Here is a 23154-nt window from a genome sequence, read left to right as displayed (position 1 = left end):
AAAGGCTAAGAAATGATTTCCTCAACTGAGAACCACACACATTCGCCAATTATTGTGGCACTTGATTATGAAGATGCTAATGAGGCTTTGGCTTTTGTGGATCGCATTGACCCACGTGATTGTCGCTTAAAAGTAGGCAAAGAAATGTTTACTTTTAATGGTCCTCAATTTGTTAAGTCACTCCATGAACGTGGTTTCGATATTTTCTTAGATTTGAAATTCCATGATATTCCAAATACGGTGGCTCGTGCTGTTGCGGCTGCGGCTGAAATGGGGGTTTGGATGGTTAATGTTCACGCTGGTGGAGGCGCTCGTATGATGGAAGCCGCGCGTCAATCACTTGAACATTATGGTAAAGATGCACCATTACTTACCGCAGTAACCGTATTAACGAGTATGGATGAGTCTGATCTTATCGGTGTTGGGATTAACGCTTCACCAGCAGATCATGCAGAGCGTTTGGCCTTATTAACGAAGCAATGTGGGTTAGACGGTGTTGTTTGCTCAGCCCATGAAGCACAACGCTTAAAACAGCTATGTGGTGCTGATTTCAAATTAGTTACCCCAGGTATCCGGCCTACGGGAAGTGAGGTTGGGGATCAACGTCGTATCATGACACCACAAGATGCAGTGAAAGCGGGTGTCGATTATATGGTGATTGGGCGCCCGATTACACGTAGTGAAAACCCAACAGGGACATTGCAACAAATCAATCAATCTATTGAAGGTTTGCTATGAGTGATTCTAATAGTCGTCTTGTTTACAGTACAGAAACAGGGCGTATTGCTGAAGATAAACCCAAAGTTGAAAGACCTAAAGGCGATGGTATTGCGCGAATTCGCCGTGAGACTTCAGGCCGTAAAGGGAAAGGGGTTTGCGTTATTACAGGTCTTGACCTTGACGATAATGAATTGGCTAAATTGGCCGCTGACCTTAAAAAGAAATGTGGCTGTGGCGGTGCAGTCAAAGATGGTAACGTTGAAATTCAAGGTGATAAACGCGATGTTATTAAACAGTACCTTGAGGCGAAAGGGTTTCACGTTAAGTTAGCTGGTGGCTGATTAACGTAAGGTTTTTTATCGTGAGTGGCTATTAGAAAGCCACTCATTTTATAAATATTGAAATGATTAGATTTCGGCTAATTCAGTAAACAGGGCTGGATTACGCTTAATCGCGATGAGTATTTTAGCCGCTAACCCTGTTGGGTTTCGTCGTTTAAGCTCCCAACTTTTAATGGTATCGATACTCGTACCTAGTGCGTGAGCTAATTCGCTTTGTGATACATTCAGTTGTTCTCGAATTGCTTTGACGTCAGTTATTTCGTAACGTGTGATATTGGCAGCTTTTTGCTGGCCTTTTTTAATTTCAACAGCTTCTTCTAAAGAGGCTTTTAATTCGTTGAATATACTCATTTTACACCTCATTTTTTAGTAATTTCGTTAGTTTCTTTAATTCTGCTTTTTCTAAGTCACTTAGCGTGTCTTTGACATTTTTTGGGTAAGCCATTATAAAATAAATAATTTCTGCTGTAGCTAGGAAATAAATAACGCGTACACTTGCACTTTTCCCTTTATTACCCGTTGCCATCCTAATTTTACGTAGCCCACCTGTGCCTTGGATGATATCGCCTTTATCTGGCCATGCGATAAGTTCATTTTGTAATATCCTAAGTTCTTCTTGTGTCGCTATAGATTGGATTTGTTTAGTAAAAAAGCTCGTTTCAATAAATTCAATTGCGTGGCTCACAGGGTTCCCTCCCTTTGTGTTATTTGTAAGTGTACTTTGTACACTTTTTGTCGTCAATAGTTTAATCAATTATCGGATATTAAAATAGCGTTCATGATGAACGCTATTTTAGACTAAGGAGAGGTCGTAAAGGAGATAGTGGTCTTTATTTACCAACTTGGTGGCCAATAATTCCACCGATAGCCGCACCACCAACAGTTCCTATAGAGCTTCCACCTGTCAATACAGCACCACCAACAGCCCCTACACCAGCGCCGATCGCGGTGTTTTTATCGCGTTTAGACATATTTGAGCAGGCACTGACACTGATAGCGACAGTGGCTATTACCGCAAATGATAAAATACGTTTGTTTACTATGTTCATTTTATTGACCCTTAGTGCAGATTTAACAGTTAATAAAATATCACGATAGGTAAATTTACGAATAAGAATAATCAGGAAAAAATATCGGAAAACGCATACAGTTTAACGTTTAACCGAATTTGAGGTTGAAAAACAATAAATAGAGGAATAAAAGACCATAGGAATCAAAAGCTATGGTCTTTTAAGTGTAGCATAAACGTTGTTACTCGGCGGGTCTAGCGACGATATTGCGTGTTTCCATACGTACTTCGCTAATGGTGACATTGATAATATCATTAAGCTGGTAAGCAACTTCACCTTTCACAAGAACATTACCTGTTTCTTGGCTACATTGAATTTCATCACGAACGCTATGAATAAAGGGAGCCGGAACAAATGCGACAGCACCATTGTCGACTAAACGGATTCGTACTCCACCACGGGTAATATCAATAATTTCAGCCGGGAATTTTGTATCTGTACCTTCAAAAGGTTTTAAGTAACGAGAGTAGAGCCAATCACCAACATCGCGTTCAGCCATACGGTTTGCACGGCGACGTTCCGCTAGTTTGATTGATAATTCTTCAGAGGGTTTATCTGTTGAAGGTTTACCCGCAATAATAGATTTGATTAAGCGGTGATTGACGATATCGGTGTATTTACGAATTGGTGAAGTCCAAGTCGCATAAGCTGCAAACCCTAAACCAAAATGTGGTCCGGGATCCGCTTTGACTTCTGCGAAAGTTTGATAACGACGAATACGGCTATCAAGGAATTGTGTCGGCTGAGCATCTAATTGACGACGTAGTTGACGGAAACCTTCTAGTGTTAATAGCGATTCTGCCGTGGTTTCAATGCCATTGTCTTTTAGTGTTTGAACAACTTGGTCAATTTGCAGTGGTTCAAACCCCATATGTACATTAAATACGCCAAATCCTAACTTTTCTTTTAGTACTGCTGCGGCACAAAGGTTAGAAGTAATCATCGCTTCTTCAACGATGCGATTAGAACTGCGGCGACGCTCGGTCACGATATCTATCACATTTCCGCTATCATCTAATATAAAGCGGTAATCAGGGCGATCTTTGAACACGAGTGCATTGTTTTCACGCCATTGCAAACGCCTGTCAGCCATTTCTTTAAGCAGTAAAATTTGCTGTTTATCAATATCATTCTCAGGCTGCCAACTACCTGTATTTTCAAGCCAATCGGAGACTTCGTCATAAACTAATTTAGATTTTGATTCAACCCAAGCACTGAAAAATTCAATGTGATCATCAATACGTCCATCTTCTTTGATTAGCGCAATACAGACTAAAGCAGGGCGACGCTCATTTGGGCGCAAAGAGCATAGGTCATCTGACAACTTACGCGGTAACATTGGAATATTAAAACCGGGCAGATAGTTGGTATATCCACGGGCTAAAGCCAGTTTATCCAGCTCGCTTCCTTCAGGGATATAGCTTGTTGGGTCAGCAATAGCGATATATAGCTTTAAGTCACCGTTATCGATTCTTTCGACATAGAGTGCGTCATCCATATCTTCAGTGCTAGCACTGTCAATCGTCGTAAAGTGTAAGTGAGTTAAATCAATGCGTTCAATGCCTTGGTCATCTCGCTCGCTATCAACCATTTGAGGTTCATCACGGTCTAATTGGTGACGGCGTAACGTTACCCACCATGGTGCAAAATGGTCATCACCATCGGTGATAAATTCAGTAATTTCAGCGTAGAAGGTTTTATCACCTTTTAATGGGTGGCGACGCATTTGTGCAACCACCCAATCATCTTGCTTAAATTCGTGAGTAATGCCATTGACTGGACGGCAAGAAATCATGTCTTTAAGTAAGGGATGGTCAGGGATCACAAATAAGCGGTTATCATTTTCTTTTTTCTGTATTTTCCCAACAAACCTTTCTAAGAAAGGTTCCACCAGTTCTTCTGGTTCTGCGAATTCACGGTCTTTATCTGTATGAACAGCGGCGATAACACGGTCACCGTGCATGACTTTTTTCATTTGAGGCGGTGGAATAAAATAACTTTTTTGGCCATCAACTTCGAGAAAGCCAAAACCTTTTTCTGTGCTTTTCACCAGCCCTTCGACGCGTGGAGTCTGGGCATGTAATGTTTGTTTAAGTTGCGCGAGCAGTGGGTTGTCTTGGAACATACTTACCGTTTTATTGATATTGAGTTTGGCTCTATTGTTACGTAAGACAAAGTCTTAGAGCAAGGAAAAAATGCGTTACTGACTAGATTCTTCATTAAAAATATCGATTATCTGTAACCTATAAAATTAGTATCGTGGTTAATCTTCTGGATAAATTTTTTCTTTAAATTCGCATAAATCTTCGATAATACAAGAGCCACAGCGGGGTTTGCGGGCAATACAAGTATAACGGCCATGCAAAATAAACCAATGGTGGCAATCGACTTTAAACTCTGGCGGTACAACTTTAAGGAGTTTTTCTTCAACTTCAACGACATTCTTGCCTGGGGCAAAATTAGTGCGGTTACAGACACGAAAAATGTGCGTGTCAACAGCGATAGTCGGCCAACCAAATGCGGTATTAAGAACCACATTTGCCGTCTTGCGACCGACACCCGGCAAAGCCTCTAAGGCCTCTCGGTTTTCAGGAACTTGGCTGTTGTGTTTTTCAATTAAAATTTGGCAGGTTTTATAGACACTTTCAGCCTTGGTATTAAATAAGCCAATGGTTTTAATGTATTCTTTTATCCCATCAACACCGAGCGCCATAATAGTTTCAGGCGTATTAGCAACTGGGTAGAGCTTTGCTGTCGCCTTATTGACGCTCACATCAGTCGCTTGAGCTGATAATAAAACGGCGATTAACAGCTCAAAGGGGGAGTTAAATTCTAACTCCGTTGTAGGGTGTGGGTTGTTATCCCGTAGACGAGTTAGAATTTCAATGCGTTTTGATTTATTCATTGCTCACAAAATATCACTGTTAAGAAATATGGCTGCCGCAACCTTGCTGTTTTTCATATTCACGTTCTGGTTGGACACCAGATTGTCGTGCGGCTCTTTTTTTCATTTTTTCATCAATTAAATACTTCGCAGCTAAAAGTAGCGCGAGGCCAATAAAGGCACCTGGTGGTAGCATAGCGAGTAAAAATGGCGAATCAAGGTGTAACACTTCAATACGAAGGGAGGTGGCCCAAGAACCGAGTAACAAATCAGCACCATCAAATAAGGTCCCATTCCCTAAAATTTCACGAATTGAACCTAAGACAAGCAAGGTTGCCGTAGCGCCTAAACCCATAGCAAATCCATCAAGGGCGGACAACCCAACAGGATTACGAGAAGCATAGGCTTCTGCGCGCCCAATAACAATACAGTTGGTGACGATGAGTGGGATAAAGATCCCAAGAGATTCATATAAACCAAATGCATATGCGTTGATCAACATTTGTACAGCGCTGACAACGGACGCAATAATCATTACATAAATAGGGATTCGAATTTCCGAAGGAACCCATCTGCGTAAAGCAGAAACGGTAACATTAGTACAAACTAAGACTAATGTTGTCGCTAAACCTAGTCCTAAGGCGTTTGTTGCTGTCGATGAAACAGCAAGAAGAGGGCAAAGCCCCAATAATTGAACTAATGCAGAGTTATTTTTCCACAAACCTTGCATTAATAAGTCTTTAGATGAATCGCTCATTATTCGTCCCCACAGAGTGGATAATTCGATAATTGTTGTGGAATTTGTTGCATAAATACCGCTGTACGTTTAGTCGCATTGACGACCGCTCTAGGTGTAATTGTTGCGCCAGTAAACTGATCAAATTCACCTCCATCTTTTTTAACGGCCCATTTAGGGTCATTTTCAGAAGTTATTTTTTTACCACTAAAATAGGTGATCCAATCAGATATTCGTGTCTCAATTTTGTCCCCAAGCCCAGGGGTTTCATGATGTTCTGTTACGCGAGTACCCAGTACGGTGCCGTGAAAATCAGCTCCAACTAATAAATGTATAGCCCCAGAGTAGCCATCTAGTGCGGTTGTTTCTAATGCAGCTGCAACGGGTTCACCATTTTTACGGGCGAGATATAAACGCCTAGGTTGTTTGCTGCCAAGTATGGCCTCATTAGAGACTAAATAACACTCTTTTGCGAGGTCGTTGTCATATAAATCATTTGGTATCACTTGGTCGAGTAGTTTTTTTTGAACAATAGCCGCTTGCTCAGCAATAGTTCCTTTCGTTAACGTGTACACCGTAGCACTAAGCGCAGTCGTACCTGCTGCAAAGATGGCTAACGTTACCCCATGGCGTCTCATCGTGTTCAACATACGGTTATCCTTACTTATGTCCATGACCGTACGCACGAGGCTGCGTATAGTAATCAATTAATGGGACGGTAATATTGGCGAGCAACACGGCAAATGCAACAGCGTCAGGGTAACCACCGTATACACGGATCACCCAAACAAGGAAACCGATAATCACACCAAAAATAATCCGGCCCTTAGGCGTAGTCGATGCAGTGACAGGGTCTGTAGCAATAAAAAATGCCCCTAGCATAGTCGCGCCAGACAACAGATGAACCCATGGTGAGGCATGCTGGCTATCATCAATCAAGTAACTAACAACAGTTAAGACCGCCAATGTGCCTAAGAATGACACCGGAATATGCCAGCTAATAATTCGGCGCTGTAATAAGAACAAACCACCGATTAAATAGCCAATATTTACCCATTGCCAACCAATACCCGCTAAGGAACCTTGTAAAATAGGTTGCTGTAAAACTTCAGAAATAGAGTGAGTCAGTAACCCCGTTTTAAAACTATCAAGCGGGGTTGCTTGGCTCATACCATCAATGCCTGTACGTAATTGCTCGAGGGTAATACCTGTTGGCGTATGACCACTGAAAATAATGGATAGGCTATCAAGTGCTGAAATCGACATATTCTGTAATTCATATGGGGGGAGCCAGTTTGTCATATGAACAGGGAATGATATTAGCAAGACAACATAACCCACCATTGCAGGGTTAAACGGGTTTTGTCCCAAACCGCCATAGCATTGCTTAGCAATTGTTATGGCAAAAAATGTCCCTAATACGATCATCCACCAAGGTGAGAGCGGAGGTAGGCTGATGGCTAATAATAGCGCGGTCACAATGGCGGAATTATCTTTTAGTACAGGAACTACAGGTTGTTGGCGTAAACGAATAGAAACTGCTTCTGTGATAAGGGCAGTTAGCACCGCTAAAATAATTTGGTATAAGGTGCCAACGCCAAAAAAATAAACTTGAGCAACAATACCCGGTATTGCCGCTAAAAGTACCCAAAACATGACTAAACTGGTGCTTTGTTTGTTATGAGTAAATGGCGCGCTAGCAATTTTTAAACGGCGATTTTTCGCATCAATTGGCCTAAATTTCATCTCGTTATCACTTACTCTGTAGTCGTCTGTTCATGTTGTTTTTGTGCTTGCTTAGCTTTTACTCGCGCGATCGCTGCGGCAACGGCAATTTTTCGAGGATCGGTTTCCTCTTCAATGGGTTGTTCAGCTGCTGGGGTGAGCTCCTCTTGTGCAAGTTGTTGCGCTTGTGCGGCTTTTTTGGCTTTCGCACGTGCAATGGCGGCTGCGACAGCGGCTTTGCGTGGGTCAGCCTCTGCATCAGTGACTGCTTCGGCGACTGGCTCAGTTGCTGGTTGCGCTTGCGCCGCTTTTTTGGCTTTTGCACGCGCAATGGCAGCTGCGACAGCGGCTTTGCGTGGGTCAGCCTCTGCATCAGTGACTGCTTCGGCGACTGGCTCATTTGCAGGTTGTGTTTGCGCCGCTTTTTTGGCTTTCGCACGTGCAATGGCGGCTGCAACAGCGGCTTTGCGCGGGTCAACGTCTGCATCAGTGACTGCTTCGGCGACTGGCTCAGTTGCCGGTTGCGCTTGTGCGGCTTTTTTGGCTTTCGCACGTGCAATGGCGGCTGCGACAGCTGCTTTGCGTGGATCAGCCTCTGCATCAGTGACTGCTTCGGCGACTGGCTCAGTTGCTGGTTGCGCTTGCGCCGCTTTTTTGGCTTTCGCACGTGCAATGGCGGCTGCAACAGCGGCTTTGCGCGGATCAGCCTCTGCATCAGCGACTGCTTCGGCGACTGGCTCATTTGCTGATTGCGCTTGTGCGGCTTTTTTAGTTTTCGCACGCGCAATGGCGGCTGCGACAGCCGCTTTGCGTGGATCAGCCTCTGCATCAGTGACTGCTTCGGCGACTGACTCAGTTGCCGGTTGCGCTTGTGCGGCTTTTTTAGTTTTCGCACGCGCAATGGCGGCTGCGACAGCCGCTTTGCGTGGATCAGCCTCTGCATCAGTGACTGCTTCGGCGACTGACTCAGTTGCCGGTTGCGCTTGTGCGGCTTTTTTGGCTTTCGCACGTGCAATGGCGGCTGCGACAGCATCTTTACGAGGATCACCCGAGGCCGCTGTGTCAACGGGTTTTGTTTGTGCATTAGCCAGTTTTTCAGCTTTTTTTGCACGAGCTTGAGCTTTACGGGCTTCGCGAGCAGCAATCACCGCACTATTGTCTGGCAGTTCACCAGAAATAATCTTAATGGGCTCCGCGGTGGCTGCTTGTTTGGTTTTAACTCGAGCCAAGGCTGCATTAACTGCATCTTTATCCGCGCTATCAACTTGTACCGCGGCTTTTTTATGGCGTTCTTCTCGTGCTTGTTTATCACGTTCCATACGCAACTGTTTTGCTTCAAAACGTAATTTAGCTTCAGCAGCTCGGCGCTCTTCTTGAGCAATTTCACGAATTTCCGCTTTTTCTTGGCGATAATATTGCACTAACGGAATATTACTTGGGCATACATAAGCACATGCACCGCACTCTATGCAGTCAAATAAATTATGTTTTTGCGCTTTTTCGTGTTCATCCCCTTTACTGAACCAATAAAGTTGCTGAGGAAGTAACGCGGCTGGACAGGCATCGACACATAACCCACAACGAATACACGCTTCTTCTAGTGCTTTAGGTCCCATTTCTTCCATTGTGGGAACCAGTAAACAGTTACAAATTTTTACGACAGGGACATTCAGGTCGGGTAGGGTAAAGCCCATTAAAGGCCCCCCCATAATCACCATTTGTTCTGGCTCTGGATTAAAACCGGATTGCTGTAATAGATGTTTAACTGGGGTCCCTAAACGAGTCCAAAAATTACCCGGTTTGCTGATTGCTTCTCCGGTGACAGTTACCACTCGCTCAATCAATGGCTGGCCATCAACAACCGCGCGTTTAATGGCGACCACAGTACCGACGTTTTGCATCAACACACCAATTTGTGAAGAACGCGCACCAGACGGCACTTCTTTTCCGGTTAAAATTTTTGTCAGCTGTTTAGCACCACCAGATGGATATTTAGTTGGTATAACCCTGATGAATACCTGTTTATCTTGTGGCGTGATCGCATCTTTGAGTGCCTGAATAGCCTCAGGTTTATTATCTTCAATACCAATTAATATTTGGTCGGGGTTCAATAAATGCTGTAAAACACGACAGCCTTCAATGACTTCCTGTGCATGTTCTTGCATTAACCTATCATCAGCTGTGATATAAGGCTCACATTCAGCTGCATTAATGATTAATGTTTTAATCGCATCTTGACCCCCGGCCAATTTTGATGCGGTTGGGAAACCTGCACCACCGAGGCCAGCTATCCCAGCTTGTTCAATTTTTTGCAGTAATTCAGCACGGGTTAGTTGAACGTAATTAGGCTCTGGGGACAAAGTACACCATGTATCTTGGCCATCGGCTGCAATACGCACACACAATTCTTTTAAGCCAGAAGGGTGTGCCGTTACCATAGGTTCAATTGCAGTGATCACCCCTGAAGTTGATGCATGAACAGGTACAGTACGCCCAAGCCCTTTAGTCAATGGCTGGCCTTTTAATACTGAGTCACCAACCTGAACAATGAGTTCTCCCTCAGGGCCCAAATGTTGTTGTAATGGAATAAACAACTCATCGGGCACTGATGCAATACGCATCGGTGTCTGGCTAGATTGTAGCTTCATTTCAGGCGGATGGATCCCACCTTTGAAATCCCAGATATTATCTTTTTTCAACCAATTAAAGAGCTTAAGCATGAGTTTCACCTCTTGCTTTAGTCACAGGCTGTTCATTGGGTTCAACACTAATATTTTTTACAGGGATGGTGTTTAAATCCCATTTCCAATTGGCTGTGGTGGTTTTCACAGGAACAAGCTCAATACAATCGGTAGGGCAAGGGGCGACGCATAAGTCACAGCCGGTGCACAAGTCTTCAATCACAGTGTGCATGGCGCGGGTTGCACCCACAATGGCATCAACAGGGCAGGCTTGGATACATTTAGTACAACCAATGCAGTTTTCTTCATCGATAATAGCCACTTTACGGACGGGGTTTTGCGCTGCTTCATCGCCATCAATGGGTTGAGGGTCGACATTAAGCAATTCAGCGATTTTCAGCATGACCTGTTCGCCACCTGGGGCGCATTTGTTGATCATTTCCCCATTATTGGCAACCGCTTCAGCGTAAGGACGGCAACCAGGGTAACTGCATTGACCGCACTGGCTTTGAGGCAATATCGCTTTAACTTGTTCGACAATCGGGTCAGCTTCAACTTTGAAGCGTAATGAGGCATATCCTAACATCAGCCCGAAAATAAGGCCAAAAACGGCTAATATACCGATAGCAATCCATACAGACATCATTAGAATTTCACCAAACCACTAAAGCCCATAAACGCGAGAGACATCAAGCCAGCGGTAATTAAGCCAATTGACGAGCCCTTAAATGGGGCGGGAACATTGGCAACAGCTAAACGTTCGCGAATAGCGGCAAATAACACCATCACTAATGAGAAACCCACAGCAGCGCCAAAACCGTATACGGCAGACTGCATAAAAGTATGAGACATATTAATATTTAATAAGGCAACACCAAGAACTGCACAGTTGGTGGTAATTAAAGGCAGAAAAATACCGAGTAAACGGTAGAGCGTTGGGCTCGTTTTCCTGACCACCATTTCAGTGAACTGTACAACGACAGCAATCGCTAAAATAAAACTTAGCGTCCGCAAATAGATGAGGTCGAGAGGAATAAGGATAAGTGTGTCAATCAACCAAGAACTGATTGACGCTAATGTCATAACAAACGTCGTTGCTAAGCCCATCCCAATGGCCGGTTCGAGTTTTTTTGAGACGCCCATAAAAGGGCATAAGCCAAGGAATTTAACGAGGACGAAGTTGTTAACCAACACTGTTCCAACAAAGAGTAATAAATAATCAGTCATGCTATTGCCTGAAATGAAAAAAGAACAAAAACTGACCGTAGCCAGTTAAACTATCATTATGATATCAAGCAATTTATATGATGCTTATCGATCTTGTGTGAAAGTCATTTTTACACGTTGGGAACGCTTGAAATAAGGAACAAAGAAACCCGCACCAATTAGAGGCCATGCCAAGACTTGCAAAGCGGTTTCATCATCAATAGGTGAAAATGCAAAGGTTTTTATACCCAATAATAATAAAATAAGCAGCCAAATGATAAAACGGCGAGGGAAATGTTTTGAACGAGAAAACATTAATTGCAGCACATGGATACTGAAAATAGTCATCCCAATAGCAATAGCGAATGACAAATACCAAGCGACTGGAATAAAACGTGTCCAATGGTCAACAGTCGTGACAATCTCATAAAATTTAATGCAATACATAACCGTCATACTGCAAACAGCTAGAAAAGTTAACAACAAATAGATAGCTGGAACTAATAGCCAGCCAGTGATGCGGTTAGCGTCATAAACTGAAGTCATAATTAATAAAACCCATTTTGGCAAAAATCGCTGGATAATTTACAATCCTATCATAGATTTATTTGCCATTTCATTCCTTCTGATGGTACTTTTTATCTCCACTTGTGTTTATCGTTGTATGAGGTCTAAATGTCTAAACCAATTAAAGTCGCGATCATCGGATATGGCTATGCAAGCAAAACATTTCATGCACCTTTCCTTGGTATATTAGAAGGGTATGATTTAACAACGATTTCTAGCAGTGACCCCAATAAGGTTAAGGCAGATTGGCCAAATATTCATGTTGCTGCATCTCCAGAAGCTGTTTTTGCGGATAAAGATATCGAATTAGTTGTCATTCCTACACCTAATGATACTCACTTCCCCCTTGCACAAGCGGCATTGGCAGCTGGAAAACATGTGGTTGTTGATAAACCCTTTACGTTAGATGTCTCACAAGCTGAACAATTAAAACAACAAGCGGAGCAAGCTGGAAAATTACTGTCGGTTTATCATAACCGTCGATGGGATTCAGGTTTTTTAACTGTTAAAAAAATCTTAGAAGAAGGTAAGCTAGGGGATATTAAATACTATGAATCCCATTTTGACCGTTACCGGCCGATAGTTAGACAGCGTTGGCGTGAAGCCGATATACCCGGAGCCGGTATTTGGTACGACTTAGGACCACATTTGTTAGACCAAGTCTTGCAATATTTTGGTCGGCCAGAAGGGATCAACGTTGATCTTGCTATGATCCGCCCTAATGCACAGGCAGTGGATTACTTTCATGCTGTTTTGCAGTATGCCGATAAAAAAGTGGTATTGCATGCAACAACATTAGCCGCTGCACCAACGCCGATATATGTTATTCACGGCATGAATGGTAGCTATGTTAAATATGGGTTAGATACCCAAGAAGATTGCTTAAAGAGCGGCCAACGGCCAGAAGGGGCTGATTGGGGAATTGATACCAACATGGGTAATGTGACGCTGTCACAAGGTGATGAGCTCATAACACAACAGTGGCCAAACCAACGCGGTAATTATGGCGGTTATTATCAAGGGATATATGATGCGATTCGCCATGGTAAACCAAACCCAGTCACTCCGAGCGAAGCGATAGATATTATGAAACTTATTGAAGCAGGTATACGTTCGGCAAAAGAAAAACGGACAATTGAAGCTATATTTTAATGTCTAAATACTCACTATAAGGCCAGTTAATATAACTGGCTTTTATTATGGATAACTAAATGAATTTGCTAGCTAAATTGAGAATAGACCCATTTTTACTTATCATGATTGGCGTTGTCATTCTAGCCAGTCTTTTTCCTTGTGAAGGCGATATAAAAACGGCGTTTCAATATTTAACGACGGCTGCAATTGCATTATTGTTCTTTATGCATGGGGCTAAATTATCTCGTGAATCAATCATGGCGGGGATAGGGCACTGGCGCCTACATCTCTTGGTTTTTGCGAGTACATTCATTATATTTCCTATCGTAGGCCTAGGGCTTGCCGTGATTGTTCCGAAATGGATGTCACCCACTGTATATATGGGCTTTTTATACCTATGTGCTTTACCTGCAACTGTACAGTCAGCCATTGCATTCACATCGGTAGCGGGAGGAAATATTGCTGCAGCTATTTGTAGTGCATCAGCATCGAGTATTCTTGGTGTTTTTCTTTCACCAATCTTAGTGGGCTTATTGATGGATGCTGATGGCAGCCAAGCCATGGATACGCTTAATGCGATAGGCTCCATTCTGATGCAATTGATGCTGCCATTTATTGTGGGGCATTTATCTCGGCCGCTGATCGCCAATTGGATAAACCGCAATCGTAAATTAGTTAATATGACTGACCGGTCTTCAATATTGTTAGTGGTTTATGTGGCATTCAGTGAAGCGGTGGTAGAAGGGATTTGGCAGAAAATAGATGCATTTTCACTCTTAATGATAGTGGTGGTTACTTGCGTTATTTTATTTATAGTCATTGTATTTAATACGTTAGCCGCACGGCTGTTAGGTTTTAGCAAAGAAGATGAAATTACTATCGTTTTCTGTGGCTCGAAAAAGAGTTTAGCTAATGGAGTTCCAATGGCGAACGTGTTGTTTCCTGCTGCGACAGTGGGGGTTATTTTATTGCCATTGATGATTTTCCACCAAATACAACTGATGGTCAGTGCTGTACTTGCTCAGCGCTATGCCAAGCGGTTATCGACGAAATAAGTATCTAAGGTCGAGGGGGATTTTCTCCTCGTGTTCTGAGAGTTATTTATTGGCCATGCTATTTTAGTTACAACATACTAAAGGGGGTTGATAGTCCTTAAATTAACTACTGTGTCTATACATAAGATTCAGTAAGCTCAATAGTCGCGAGAGAGCTGTGTGTGCGTGTAGAAATATAAAATGCAGGATATAGAAAGTGATTTGAAAATTTAAAAGGGCGCTTCATACAAGTGCCCTTAATAGATTTGAATTAACGCGTTGCGGCTTTCTGTGAAAGTGCTTTTTTCTCGCTATCGGATAAAAATGCCATACTCAGACCATTACGTTGCGCTTGTTCTATCTCTGCAGCAGTTAAACCGGCTTGTGGGGCAGCCACTTCATATTCATGGCGCAACTCAATTCCTTGAACTGCCGGGTCATCTGTATTAATTGAGGCCACTACACCTTGTTGTAAAAAGGTTTTTAACGGATGTTGTGCAAGGGAAGGTACCGTACTCGTTTGAATATTCGAGGTTAAACAGCTTTCCATACCTATTTGATGCTTTACTAAATACTCAATTAAAGCAGGGTCTTCTATTGCCTTAACGCCATGACCAATGCGTTGTGCACCTAATACATTGATAGCATGCCAAATACTGTTCGCTCCAGCGGCTTCACCTGCGTGCACCGTAATATTTAATCCAGTATCCCTAGCCTTAATAAAATGTGCCTCAAATAGTTCCCCAGGGAAGCCGAGCTCATCTCCAGCTAAATCTAAGGCACATAAATGGTTCCGATGTGCTAATAAACCTTGTAGTTCAGTGGTACAGGCTTGTTGGCCAAAAGTACGGCTCAAAATACCAATTAAATTAATTTTAATATCGAATTGTTGGCATCCAGCACGCACGCCATCAATAATAGCTTCAACGACACCTTCTACAGGTAGCTGGTGTTTCATGGCCATATAGTATGGAGAGAAACGTAGCTCTGCGTAATCGATACCTGCATTAAAGGCATCTTCAACATTTTCATACGCCACACGGCGACAGGCATCTAAATCTGCTAAAACAGCAACCCCCCAATCGAGTTTTGCTAAGAAACCCACTAAGTCAGCTTCTTGCCCTATAATTTGAACATGAGGGCGCAATGCTTCAATCTCTGTCGCAGGTAATTGAATATGGTGTTGCTCCGCTAAGGAGAGAATTGTTTCTGGACGGATATTGCCATCGAGGTGGCGGTGTAAATCGGTTAAAGGTAAATGTGTATTAATCACGGAATGATCCTTTATCTATTTTCTATCCTTATTTTGACTTTTATTTCATTAAAGGCAATCTTGAATCACGAAAAATGTGAAACGAAATCAATTATTACATTTATATTGTGATTTGAATCACGTTAATTTCATGATGTAATAAAAAAGCCAGCTAATATTAACTGGCTTTCGTCACTAGATGGTATTGAGTAAATTAGTTAGCTGGTGCTTCTTGTGGAGCTAACTCAGGCTCAACTTCCATTTCTGGTGCTGGCTCTGCGTCTGGAGCAGGTACAGCTTCATATTCTAATGCATCTTCTGGGCTAGACATCATTTTCATCTTAGTGAGGAACTCAGCTAAGGTATATTTGTCATTATTGAATGTCAGGTCATTACCTGCAAATTTGATAGTCATAGTTAAATCATTTTCACTATCAATCATCCATGGTGATTTTTTCTGCTTAGCTTTTTCAGCACGTTCTTCATCAGTCATAAACATTTCTTCAAATGGCGAAGAGAACATATCTGAAGTCAGCATTTGCTGAACACCTTCAAACTCAGAGGTGATCATGCCTTTCATTTCTTTTTTAGCTTCTGCATCAACGGGTACACCTTGATCTAAAATCATGGCTTGAGTCATTGATTCGATCATCATTGGTTTATTCAGTTTTAAATTGAAATCAAAAGACGTAATGAGTTGTTTAATAGCTTCATCAACTTTGTTAGACATTGCTAACGCAGTCATTTCATCTTGGTTCCATTTATTGAATGTAATATTTAAGTCAACTGAGCTTTGGCCCGCTTCATTTTTCCAGTAGAAAGGGCTAACCGTAAATACAGGCTTGCTTTTCATTAGCTCAGGCAATGTTGTAGACATCATCTCCATCGCTAAACGCTCTGTTGCTTCAGTAGGATCTCCGCTAGCTAAACCTTGCGCTAGAGCTTCGTTATATTGCTCAACGAATTTACCTAACGCTTTAGCATCTAATTTCTCAATAGCAACAGTCAGTTCACCCGAACCCAAATTCTGTTCTAATGCTTTTAGGTCATTGATACTATATGAAATATTCCCTTTTGCATCTTCGCCGGTAATAGACGTGTCACTGGAAATCTTGAAATCTTTAAAAGAGAATTTCGTTTCAGGAATATTGAAATCTGTGTCTGCAATAACAAATGACTGGGTACCTGTATAGAAGCCATATTGTGATTTTTCAACATTAGAGACTAATTTCAAGCCTTTTAATGTCATAGATTCAGAATTATCTTTTTTACCAATAACTAAATTATCCGTCACTAAAGTAGCATCAACAGCAGCAAGGTCCGCAGTTGTTGAAACATCAAACTTAGAACCACTGAATGATAATGAAACATCATCTTTCTGATATTCAACAGGGATCAGCTCTAAACTGGTATCAATACTTTTGCTATAGCCAATAACAGCGGAACCATGAACAAAAGGTTTGCCTTTAGTCGCTTCAAACAACTCTTTTGTTGTTGCGTTGTTAGCTAATTCAATTTGTGTCGCTGCTAATTTAGGTAATAAATTAAACTTAGCAACTTGTGATAATGGGAATGGACCATGATCAATATTCGTTTTGAATACAATAGAGTCGTCTGGTGATACTGAGTCCGCAGAGGTGATTACAATATCTGCTTTAGATGAAAATACGCCTTTTTCATAATTTTCGACTTTAAAGTTCAAACCTGACTCAGGCACATTTACAGCAAAAAAATCGTTGGTTTTGAGGATTACTCGATCAAGTTCATCTTTTACTTTAGAACCTGTATACCATGAAGCTCCGGTCCACACGGCACCAAGAGCAACAATAACACCAACCGCGACTAATGACTTTTTCATTATAAACATCCATCCTTTCAGTACGTTATTGCCGTACTTATAAATTTATAAAAGTTTTAAATAACCATCTTCATACATTGAAGACGGTTAAATACAGAATATGACACTATTTGTTAAATACTCGGGCTAGTTTACCACTGCCATTAATGGTTATGCTTTTCTCATAAGCCGGTAAAAAAACAGATTCACCTGAATTAATGCATATTTCATCATTACCTGAATGCAAAACTAACTGGCCGTCAATACAGAACAAAATCGAGGCGCTATTGTTAGATAGTGCAACTTCCGAGTGGTCTATAGAATATATATTAAATGCGAAATCTTCTACTGGAATATTATATTTCCAGATATTTCCAGATTTTTCGGGGGTGTTCAATAAATCCTTTGCAAACGTAGGCTTAAAGTCAATATTCGCAATCAACTCTGGAATATCTATATGCTTATTTGTTAACCCTGCACGCAGTACATTATCTGAATTTGCCATAACCTCTAACCCGACACCTTCTAGATAAGCATGTGGCGTTCTAGCATATAAAAACATCGCTTCACCAGGTTCTAGTTCAACGATATTAAGAAGAAGAGGGGTAAATAACCCGTTATCTTCAGGATACAAGCTAACCATTTGCTTTATTGAGTTCCATGGTTCACCTTGTCGGCTGTTCAATGCAGCTTTCAATACACCAAGCGCTAAATCTTTTTGTTCACCCGTTAGGTTAAGAATTTGTGCAAATAAACGTGATAGTTTTTCTTCAGTGGGGTCCTGAACAAATAACTGAATATCAGGATGGGCAGCAGAAACAAAATCCAGAAGCTGAGCGATTTCATTGAGTGGGCGAAAGGCATTCATCGCTTTAAAAGGTGTTAATGCGAAGATCAATTCAGGTTTGTGGTTATCATCCTTATAATTACGTATTGGGGAATCTAAAGGGATCCCTGCTGAATTTTCTTTGGCGAAACCAACTTCAGCATAAGTTTTGTTTGGATGCACCTGAACAGACAACGGTTGAGCTGCACATAGCACTTTGAATAAATAAGGTAAACGATGATACGTCTGTGCAACATGTTGACCTAAATAAGCTTCAGGATCGCTATCAATTAAGACATTAAGTGGAATACTTTGATTTTTTTCCGTATCGAGAACTTCCGAGCTTGCTTTTGGATGAGCCCCCATCCAAAGTTCAGCCATTGGTAAGTTATCGGGGTTTGAAATCCCATATAACTTAGTCAGGGCCGTTTTACTGCCCCAGTCATAGTTTTGGACTTTATTTATCATTTTCAGCATAGCAAAATTCTCTTTTTCATAAAAATCAACTGATTTCATTTCCACTACAATACAATAAGCACGACCAAGTCTCATAAATGAAATCCAATTTGTGGCATTATACTGCTCGGTTATTTGCTTACCTGCAAGCAGATGATTCTAAAATCAATTATTCTGTGTATGTACCTAAGGAGATAGTAATGGCAGCCACTCGCATTGAAAAAGACTCAATGGGACCTATTGAAGTACCTGCTGACCACTTGTGGGGCGCGCAAACGCAGCGTTCTTTAGAACATTTCCGTATATCTGTAGAAAAAATGCCTGTTGCGTTAATTCACGCACTCGCTATCACAAAAAAAGCCGCTGCTAGTGTCAATATGGATCTTGGATTATTAGCCAAAGAGCGCGGTGATGCAATCATTGCTGCCGCTGACGAAGTCTTAGCGGGCAAACATCCAACGGAATTTCCTCTCGCTATTTGGCAAACAGGTTCTGGTACGCAAAGTAACATGAACATGAACGAGGTTTTAGCTAACCGTGGTAGCGAAATTCTCGGTGGCCAACGTGGTAATGATCGCCTTATTCACCCTAATGATGATGTGAATAAAAGTCAAAGTTCAAATGATGTTTTCCCAACGGCAATGCACGTTGCTGCGGTCGTCGCAATCCGCGAGCATCTTCTTCCTGAACTGAAAACATTGCATCAAACATTAGACGCAAAAGCGAAAGAATTTAAAGATATTGTTAAAATCGGTCGTACCCATTTACAAGATGCAACTCCGCTGACGCTTGGCCAAGAAATTTCAGGTTGGGCTGCAATGTTAGCGAATAGTGAAAAACACATTGAAAATTCTGTCCCTCATGTGTGTGAATTAGCGTTAGGTGGTACTGCAGTGGGGACCGGTTTAAATACGCATCCAGAGTATGCTGTACGTGTTGCGAAAAAAATCGCAGAATTAACCGGCCAGCCATTCATTACAGCGCCGAACAAATTTGAAGCATTAGCAACCTGCGATAGCCTTGTACACGCACACGGTGCTTTAAAAGGTTTAGCTGCTTCTCTAATGAAAATTGCGAATGATGTTAGGTGGTTAGCATCTGGTCCTCGTTGTGGTATTGGTGAAATCTCTATCCCAGAAAATGAGCCAGGCAGTTCAATTATGCCAGGTAAAGTTAACCCAACACAGTGTGAAGCACTGACAATGTTATGTGCTCAAGTGATGGGTAACGATGTTGCTGTGAACATTGGTGGGGCATCAGGTAATTTTGAGCTGAATGTATTCCGCCCAATGTTAATTGATAACTTCCTGCAATCTGTTCGCTTGTTAGCGGATGGCATGCGTAGCTTTAATGAGCACTGTGCGATTGGAATTGAACCAAATCGTGAGCGCATTGAAAAATTACTTCATGAATCATTAATGTTAGTAACGGCTTTAAATACCCACATTGGGTACGATAAAGCGGCAGAAATTGCTAAAAAAGCGCATAAAGAAGGGCTGACATTGAAAGAATCTGCATTGAAACTAAACTATTTAACGGAAGAACAGTTCAATGATTGGGTTCGTCCTGAAGATATGGTTGGCAGCATGAAATCTTAAGCTAGCTAAACTAGCGACATATAACACCCATACTGTTTTACAGATGGGTGTTTTTTTAGCGTTCAATATACAAATTTAATCGCGGAATTAATAATTCAACCTGTTTTGCTTTTGGTCGATTACGAAGAGCAATATGTCCTGCATGGTAATCGGGCAGTTCTCCGACTTTAATTTCTGACACTGTTTTTTCGAGCGCAAAAACAAATAAAGGCGTTGCACAAGCAAACTGGGTTTGTTTCTGTTGTTCTTTATCCCACACACGAGCGATTGGCTGAACTTTGACAGGCCGTTGAGTTTTTAAAACCGCATTGTAAGGTAGGGAGTCAATTAAGCGAATTTCATTTTCCAATTGTAAGCGCCAGTGCTCTTTGGGTAAATGAAGAGGGCAGCGGCCACTTTCTAAGCTTGTTTGTAAGCGGTCTAGCATTGCTTCTTTTGTGACTTTATTGATAACTTTTTTATTAGCCCAGCCAAAATTAATCGTATCGACATCAACTAATGAGGTGAGGGTGCGATAGGTATTTAATGTCAGCAGTCCATGCAAACTGTCACGGATAAATTCGAATCGATGAGGTTCATTCACTTGTGTAACGATTGCCTTTATATGCATCTTTAACTCATTGATCTTTGCTATTAACGAATTAAAGTTACGATATGTCTGCAAATTAGTTTGCAGACATATCACACCGGGTAAGCGGATAGCGGCTTTATTGCTAATTTCTTCGGGTTTATTCTGTAAAAATAGCAAGTTAATTAACTTTATTGTTTCGCTTATTGCATCATGACTCACGAGTGTTTGTACTGAAATTTGTTCTATTTCATTGTTTTCCTCGCCTTTAATAACAGAAGGTAACTGAAATACATGGGCGGTAAATGGAACCTGTTTTGATTGCTCCAATAGTAAGAGGCTGAATTGGTTTATTTGTGACTCCAATTCATTAAACGTATCAATCAAGTCTTGTTTTGGTGTCATTTAGTTACAACATTCAATGGAGTGAAACTATATTTACCATTAACTCTTGCGCTTAGCAATAATAAATTAAAGCTAAAAAGGACAAATGGGGTAGTTTAGCACTTGTCCTTCTCTGATATACGATGTCTTTTTACACTAATTTATTTGTGTATCAATGACTTGATAAAACGCATTTACCGTATCATCTATCGTCCAAATGGCTAAAATGACATGATAACCTTTTTGGCTTTTCGGCAATACGCAATGGTGCTCCACTATCTCTTTTGGGAATTCTACTCGTTCAAATTGACAAAATGGCGTTAGCGTAAATTGATCGCGAGATAATAGGGCATTTGGCTGCCAGTCTGGCTTAGTTATGAAGTATTCCCATTTTGTCGTTTTATGTCTCGCGGTAATACGCCACTTAAATTTAACATTAGGTGAATTTAAAATAACTCGCTTCCAGCGGTTGTCGGTTTGAGTATCTAAAGGAGAAAATGCAGCAATACCGGCACTGGCAATTTTGCCATCAGCGGGACCGTATTGGGGGAAGCCTTTTTGGCCTTCAATCGATTGAGGCTCGTATTGCACAGGCCCGCAGTGAGTATTTAGACCTTGTTTACAATAATATGAACGACTTTCAGGAGATTCGACATAGCCATGGGACCAAACCAAAAAACTACAACAAAAAAGTAACGGTGCTAATAAAAATGATTTCATTGGGTTTCCTCGTTATTAATAGACATTTTTATCATCCACTAATAACGAGAAGGTGTGGTAGTTTAAGCTTTATTAGTTCCTAATCTATTGGTTATAACAAATAGATTTCAAACGATAAGCAATGATAATACCGATAAATAATATTCCAGCGATGAATAGAGCGACTCCATTCCAGCCGAAGTGTTGCCAAAATAAGCCACCCACTGTACCTGCAATACTGGACCCTGCGTAATAACTAAATAAATACAAGGAAGATGCTTGTCCACGCGCTCGTTTAGCTCTACGTCCCACCCAGCTACTTGCTACAGAGTGCGCTGCAAAAAAGCCCGTTGTCAGCATGGTCATTCCAAGCAGAATTAACCAAACATTTGAATGTAATGTGACTAAAATACCAACTAACATCATGGTAATAGACGCTATGAGTACTTGTCCAAGTCCATATTTGTGAATTAGGCTTCCTGTTTTAGTTGCACTGTAAGTTCCTGTTAAATAAATGACAGATAATAACCCAACTGTAGATTGAGAAAACGAATAAGGGGCTTCAAGTAAACGATACCCGATGTAGTTATACATGGTGACAAAGCCACCCATCAAAACAAAGCCTTCAATAAACAGAAAAGGCAAGCCTTTATCTCTAAAGTGTAGATGCAAATTAACCCATAGATTTTTAGGTTTTAAAGAACTCGCACGAAAATGTTGAGAAGGGGGCAGTAATCGCCAAAAACCAATAGCGGCAACCAAGGCTAATGAACCTAGAATGATAACAGCAACACGCCATGAATAAAAATCAGCGATCACGCCCGTTACCAAACGGCCGCTCATTCCGCCCAGTGAGTTACCACTAATATACAAGCCCATGGATAGAGCAACATAGCTTGGATGGATCTCTTCGCTTAAATAGGTCATTGCAACCGCAGCAACACCACTTAACGATAAACCAACTAATGCTCTCGCAATTAAGATCCCTTGCCAGCTCTGCATCACGGAACTAAGTAACGTAAATAATGCAGCACAGGTCAATGCAATCACCATCACATTTTTTCGACCTATTGCATCTGAAATTGGCCCGGTAATCAATAAACCTAATGCCATTAATCCAGTACTCAGTGATAATGATAAGCTTGCAGTTGCAGGGGAAATATTAAAATCCTCTGACAACATAGGCAAAATTGGCTGCACAAAATACAGTAATGCGAATGTGGCAAAACCCACCGTAAAAAAAGATAAAGTCACACGTAAATACAGCGCATCATCTCTTTGTATGTAATGTTTTTTTGGTGTGGTATTTCCCTGTTGGGGTGTCCTTATTCCTTCATTAGGTTGCTCAGATGTAAGGCTATTCTGTGAGTGTTCCATGTATTTTCCTTGTCATACCAACACGTTTGATTTCGATCAAAGAATAGAAACTTTATAGT

Annotated in this window: 23 protein-coding genes; 5 read left to right on the top strand and 18 right to left on the bottom strand. The window is 41.5% G+C overall.

What is annotated here, in order from left to right; all coding sequences use genetic code 11:
• Nucleotides 1–12 precede the first annotated feature (12 nt).
• Together pyrF and yciH are read left to right on the top strand one after the other, a co-directional pair.
• A complete protein-coding gene (gene pyrF, locus M0M83_RS10755; RefSeq protein WP_125893161.1) occupies nucleotides 13–738 on the top strand; it encodes an orotidine-5'-phosphate decarboxylase in 726 nt (241 codons plus the stop codon).
• Entirely contained in the window at nucleotides 735–1061 is a 327-nt protein-coding gene (gene yciH / locus M0M83_RS10750; protein WP_213912692.1) for a stress response translation initiation inhibitor YciH, read from the top strand. The genes pyrF and yciH overlap by 4 nt, the downstream gene beginning before the upstream one ends.
• A 66-nt stretch (nucleotides 1062–1127) precedes the next feature.
• Here the strand turns inward: yciH and nadS are convergent, their stop codons facing one another.
• From nadS to M0M83_RS10690, 12 genes are all read right to left on the bottom strand, one after another.
• Nucleotides 1128–1412 (bottom strand): NadS family protein, encoded by a 285-nt coding sequence (gene nadS, locus M0M83_RS10745; protein WP_125893165.1) that lies wholly within the window; start codon nucleotides 1410–1412, stop codon nucleotides 1128–1130.
• 1 nt (nucleotide 1413) lies between these two features.
• A complete protein-coding gene (locus tag M0M83_RS10740; protein WP_102138728.1) occupies nucleotides 1414–1746 on the bottom strand; it encodes a type II toxin-antitoxin system RelE/ParE family toxin in 333 nt (110 codons plus the stop codon).
• A gap of 145 nt (nucleotides 1747–1891) precedes the next feature.
• The gene (osmB, locus tag M0M83_RS10735) at nucleotides 1892–2110 is read right to left on the bottom strand and encodes an osmotically-inducible lipoprotein OsmB (RefSeq protein WP_213912693.1); all 219 of its coding nucleotides are present in this window, start codon (nucleotides 2108–2110) and stop codon (nucleotides 1892–1894) included.
• A 202-nt stretch (nucleotides 2111–2312) separates the two neighbouring features.
• On the bottom strand, nucleotides 2313–4256 hold the full coding sequence (locus tag M0M83_RS10730) for an exoribonuclease II (protein ID WP_213912694.1): 1944 nt from the start codon (nucleotides 4254–4256) through the stop codon (nucleotides 2313–2315).
• 138 nt (nucleotides 4257–4394) lie between these two features.
• On the bottom strand, nucleotides 4395–5036 hold the full coding sequence (nth, locus tag M0M83_RS10725) for an endonuclease III (RefSeq protein WP_125893171.1): 642 nt from the start codon (nucleotides 5034–5036) through the stop codon (nucleotides 4395–4397).
• A 19-nt stretch (nucleotides 5037–5055) separates the two neighbouring features.
• A complete protein-coding gene (locus M0M83_RS10720; RefSeq protein ID WP_125893173.1) occupies nucleotides 5056–5772 on the bottom strand; it encodes an electron transport complex subunit E in 717 nt (238 codons plus the stop codon).
• Nucleotides 5772–6401, bottom strand: coding sequence for an electron transport complex subunit RsxG (rsxG, locus tag M0M83_RS10715; protein ID WP_125893175.1), 630 nt, complete (start codon nucleotides 6399–6401; stop codon nucleotides 5772–5774). The genes M0M83_RS10720 and rsxG overlap by 1 nt, the downstream gene beginning before the upstream one ends.
• Nucleotides 6402–6411: 10 nt before the next feature.
• Nucleotides 6412–7497: an electron transport complex subunit RsxD gene (gene rsxD / locus M0M83_RS10710; protein WP_125893177.1), complete on the bottom strand. Its 1086-nt coding sequence runs from the start codon at nucleotides 7495–7497 to the stop codon at nucleotides 6412–6414.
• Nucleotides 7498–7508: 11 nt separating this feature from the next.
• Entirely contained in the window at nucleotides 7509–10196 is a 2688-nt protein-coding gene (gene rsxC / locus M0M83_RS10705) for an electron transport complex subunit RsxC (RefSeq protein WP_248466567.1), read from the bottom strand.
• Entirely contained in the window at nucleotides 10189–10803 is a 615-nt protein-coding gene (rsxB, locus tag M0M83_RS10700; protein WP_248466566.1) for an electron transport complex subunit RsxB, read from the bottom strand. Before rsxB ends, rsxC begins: the two co-directional genes overlap by 8 nt.
• Nucleotides 10803–11384 carry an electron transport complex subunit RsxA gene (rsxA, locus tag M0M83_RS10695; protein ID WP_004910983.1) on the bottom strand — a complete coding sequence of 194 codons (582 nt, stop codon included), beginning with the start codon at nucleotides 11382–11384 and terminating at the stop codon, nucleotides 10803–10805. The genes rsxB and rsxA overlap by 1 nt, the downstream gene beginning before the upstream one ends.
• Before the next feature lie 84 nt (nucleotides 11385–11468).
• The gene (locus tag M0M83_RS10690; protein ID WP_125893183.1) at nucleotides 11469–11909 is read right to left on the bottom strand and encodes a DUF2569 domain-containing protein; all 441 of its coding nucleotides are present in this window, start codon (nucleotides 11907–11909) and stop codon (nucleotides 11469–11471) included.
• A 129-nt stretch (nucleotides 11910–12038) separates the two neighbouring features.
• On the opposite strand from M0M83_RS10690, the gene M0M83_RS10685 reads away from it, so the two are divergent.
• The gene (locus M0M83_RS10685) at nucleotides 12039–13082 is read left to right on the top strand and encodes an oxidoreductase (protein WP_248466565.1); all 1044 of its coding nucleotides are present in this window, start codon (nucleotides 12039–12041) and stop codon (nucleotides 13080–13082) included.
• Between the two features lie 59 nt (nucleotides 13083–13141).
• Complete coding sequence (locus tag M0M83_RS10680) at nucleotides 13142–14119, top strand: bile acid:sodium symporter family protein (protein WP_248466564.1); 978 nt, start codon at nucleotides 13142–13144, stop codon at nucleotides 14117–14119.
• A gap of 250 nt (nucleotides 14120–14369) precedes the next feature.
• Here the strand turns inward: M0M83_RS10680 and add are convergent, their stop codons facing one another.
• The 3 genes from add to manA form a co-directional block, all read right to left on the bottom strand.
• Nucleotides 14370–15371 (bottom strand): adenosine deaminase, encoded by a 1002-nt coding sequence (gene add / locus M0M83_RS10675; RefSeq protein WP_213912699.1) that lies wholly within the window; start codon nucleotides 15369–15371, stop codon nucleotides 14370–14372.
• A gap of 193 nt (nucleotides 15372–15564) precedes the next feature.
• Nucleotides 15565–17208, bottom strand: a complete 1644-nt coding sequence (locus M0M83_RS10670) for a YdgA family protein (RefSeq protein ID WP_185746928.1) — start codon at nucleotides 17206–17208, stop codon at nucleotides 15565–15567.
• Between the two features lie 106 nt (nucleotides 17209–17314).
• Nucleotides 17315–18490: a mannose-6-phosphate isomerase gene (gene manA, locus M0M83_RS10665; RefSeq protein ID WP_213912840.1), complete on the bottom strand. Its 1176-nt coding sequence runs from the start codon at nucleotides 18488–18490 to the stop codon at nucleotides 17315–17317.
• Between the two features lie 179 nt (nucleotides 18491–18669).
• Here manA and fumC point away from each other — a divergent pair, with 179 nt between their 5' ends.
• Nucleotides 18670–20067: a class II fumarate hydratase gene (fumC, locus tag M0M83_RS10660; RefSeq protein WP_125893193.1), complete on the top strand. Its 1398-nt coding sequence runs from the start codon at nucleotides 18670–18672 to the stop codon at nucleotides 20065–20067.
• A gap of 55 nt (nucleotides 20068–20122) precedes the next feature.
• Here the strand turns inward: fumC and tus are convergent, their stop codons facing one another.
• The 3 genes from tus to M0M83_RS10645 all read right to left on the bottom strand — a co-directional run bounded on the left by tus (nucleotide 20123) and on the right by M0M83_RS10645 (nucleotide 23095).
• Nucleotides 20123–21040 (bottom strand): DNA replication terminus site-binding protein, encoded by a 918-nt coding sequence (gene tus, locus M0M83_RS10655; RefSeq protein WP_248466563.1) that lies wholly within the window; start codon nucleotides 21038–21040, stop codon nucleotides 20123–20125.
• Between the two features lie 135 nt (nucleotides 21041–21175).
• Nucleotides 21176–21739: a lytic polysaccharide monooxygenase gene (locus M0M83_RS10650; RefSeq protein ID WP_248466562.1), complete on the bottom strand. Its 564-nt coding sequence runs from the start codon at nucleotides 21737–21739 to the stop codon at nucleotides 21176–21178.
• Between the two features lie 84 nt (nucleotides 21740–21823).
• On the bottom strand, nucleotides 21824–23095 hold the full coding sequence (locus M0M83_RS10645) for an MFS transporter (protein ID WP_125893199.1): 1272 nt from the start codon (nucleotides 23093–23095) through the stop codon (nucleotides 21824–21826).
• Between the last annotated feature and the right edge of the window lie 59 nt (nucleotides 23096–23154).

This window comes from Providencia rettgeri, assembly GCF_023205015.1.
GTDB lineage: Bacteria > Pseudomonadota > Gammaproteobacteria > Enterobacterales > Enterobacteriaceae > Providencia > Providencia rettgeri_E.
This window is presented reverse-complemented; position numbering and strand designations above follow the sequence as displayed.

Excerpts from the sequence above, each read along its gene's own strand:
- pyrF (WP_125893161.1), top strand. The coding sequence starts at position 13 with ATGATTTCCTCAACTGAGAACCACACACATTCGCCAATTATTGTGGCA.
- yciH (WP_213912692.1), top strand. The coding sequence starts at position 735 with ATGAGTGATTCTAATAGTCGTCTTGTTTACAGTACAGAAACAGGGCGT.
- nadS (WP_125893165.1), bottom strand. The coding sequence starts at position 1,412 with ATGAGTATATTCAACGAATTAAAAGCCTCTTTAGAAGAAGCTGTTGAA.
- osmB (WP_213912693.1), bottom strand. The coding sequence starts at position 2,110 with ATGAACATAGTAAACAAACGTATTTTATCATTTGCGGTAATAGCCACT.
- M0M83_RS10730 (WP_213912694.1), bottom strand. The coding sequence starts at position 4,256 with ATGTTCCAAGACAACCCACTGCTCGCGCAACTTAAACAAACATTACAT.
- nth (WP_125893171.1), bottom strand. The coding sequence starts at position 5,036 with ATGAATAAATCAAAACGCATTGAAATTCTAACTCGTCTACGGGATAAC.
- M0M83_RS10720 (WP_125893173.1), bottom strand. The coding sequence starts at position 5,772 with ATGAGCGATTCATCTAAAGACTTATTAATGCAAGGTTTGTGGAAAAAT.
- rsxG (WP_125893175.1), bottom strand. The coding sequence starts at position 6,401 with ATGTTGAACACGATGAGACGCCATGGGGTAACGTTAGCCATCTTTGCA.
- rsxD (WP_125893177.1), bottom strand. The coding sequence starts at position 7,497 with ATGAAATTTAGGCCAATTGATGCGAAAAATCGCCGTTTAAAAATTGCT.
- rsxC (WP_248466567.1), bottom strand. The coding sequence starts at position 10,196 with ATGCTTAAGCTCTTTAATTGGTTGAAAAAAGATAATATCTGGGATTTC.
- rsxB (WP_248466566.1), bottom strand. The coding sequence starts at position 10,803 with ATGATGTCTGTATGGATTGCTATCGGTATATTAGCCGTTTTTGGCCTT.
- rsxA (WP_004910983.1), bottom strand. The coding sequence starts at position 11,384 with ATGACTGATTATTTATTACTCTTTGTTGGAACAGTGTTGGTTAACAAC.
- M0M83_RS10690 (WP_125893183.1), bottom strand. The coding sequence starts at position 11,909 with ATGACTTCAGTTTATGACGCTAACCGCATCACTGGCTGGCTATTAGTT.
- M0M83_RS10685 (WP_248466565.1), top strand. The coding sequence starts at position 12,039 with ATGTCTAAACCAATTAAAGTCGCGATCATCGGATATGGCTATGCAAGC.
- M0M83_RS10680 (WP_248466564.1), top strand. The coding sequence starts at position 13,142 with ATGAATTTGCTAGCTAAATTGAGAATAGACCCATTTTTACTTATCATG.
- M0M83_RS10670 (WP_185746928.1), bottom strand. The coding sequence starts at position 17,208 with ATGAAAAAGTCATTAGTCGCGGTTGGTGTTATTGTTGCTCTTGGTGCC.
- manA (WP_213912840.1), bottom strand. The coding sequence starts at position 18,490 with ATGCTGAAAATGATAAATAAAGTCCAAAACTATGACTGGGGCAGTAAA.
- fumC (WP_125893193.1), top strand. The coding sequence starts at position 18,670 with ATGGCAGCCACTCGCATTGAAAAAGACTCAATGGGACCTATTGAAGTA.
- tus (WP_248466563.1), bottom strand. The coding sequence starts at position 21,040 with ATGACACCAAAACAAGACTTGATTGATACGTTTAATGAATTGGAGTCA.
- M0M83_RS10650 (WP_248466562.1), bottom strand. The coding sequence starts at position 21,739 with ATGAAATCATTTTTATTAGCACCGTTACTTTTTTGTTGTAGTTTTTTG.
- M0M83_RS10645 (WP_125893199.1), bottom strand. The coding sequence starts at position 23,095 with ATGGAACACTCACAGAATAGCCTTACATCTGAGCAACCTAATGAAGGA.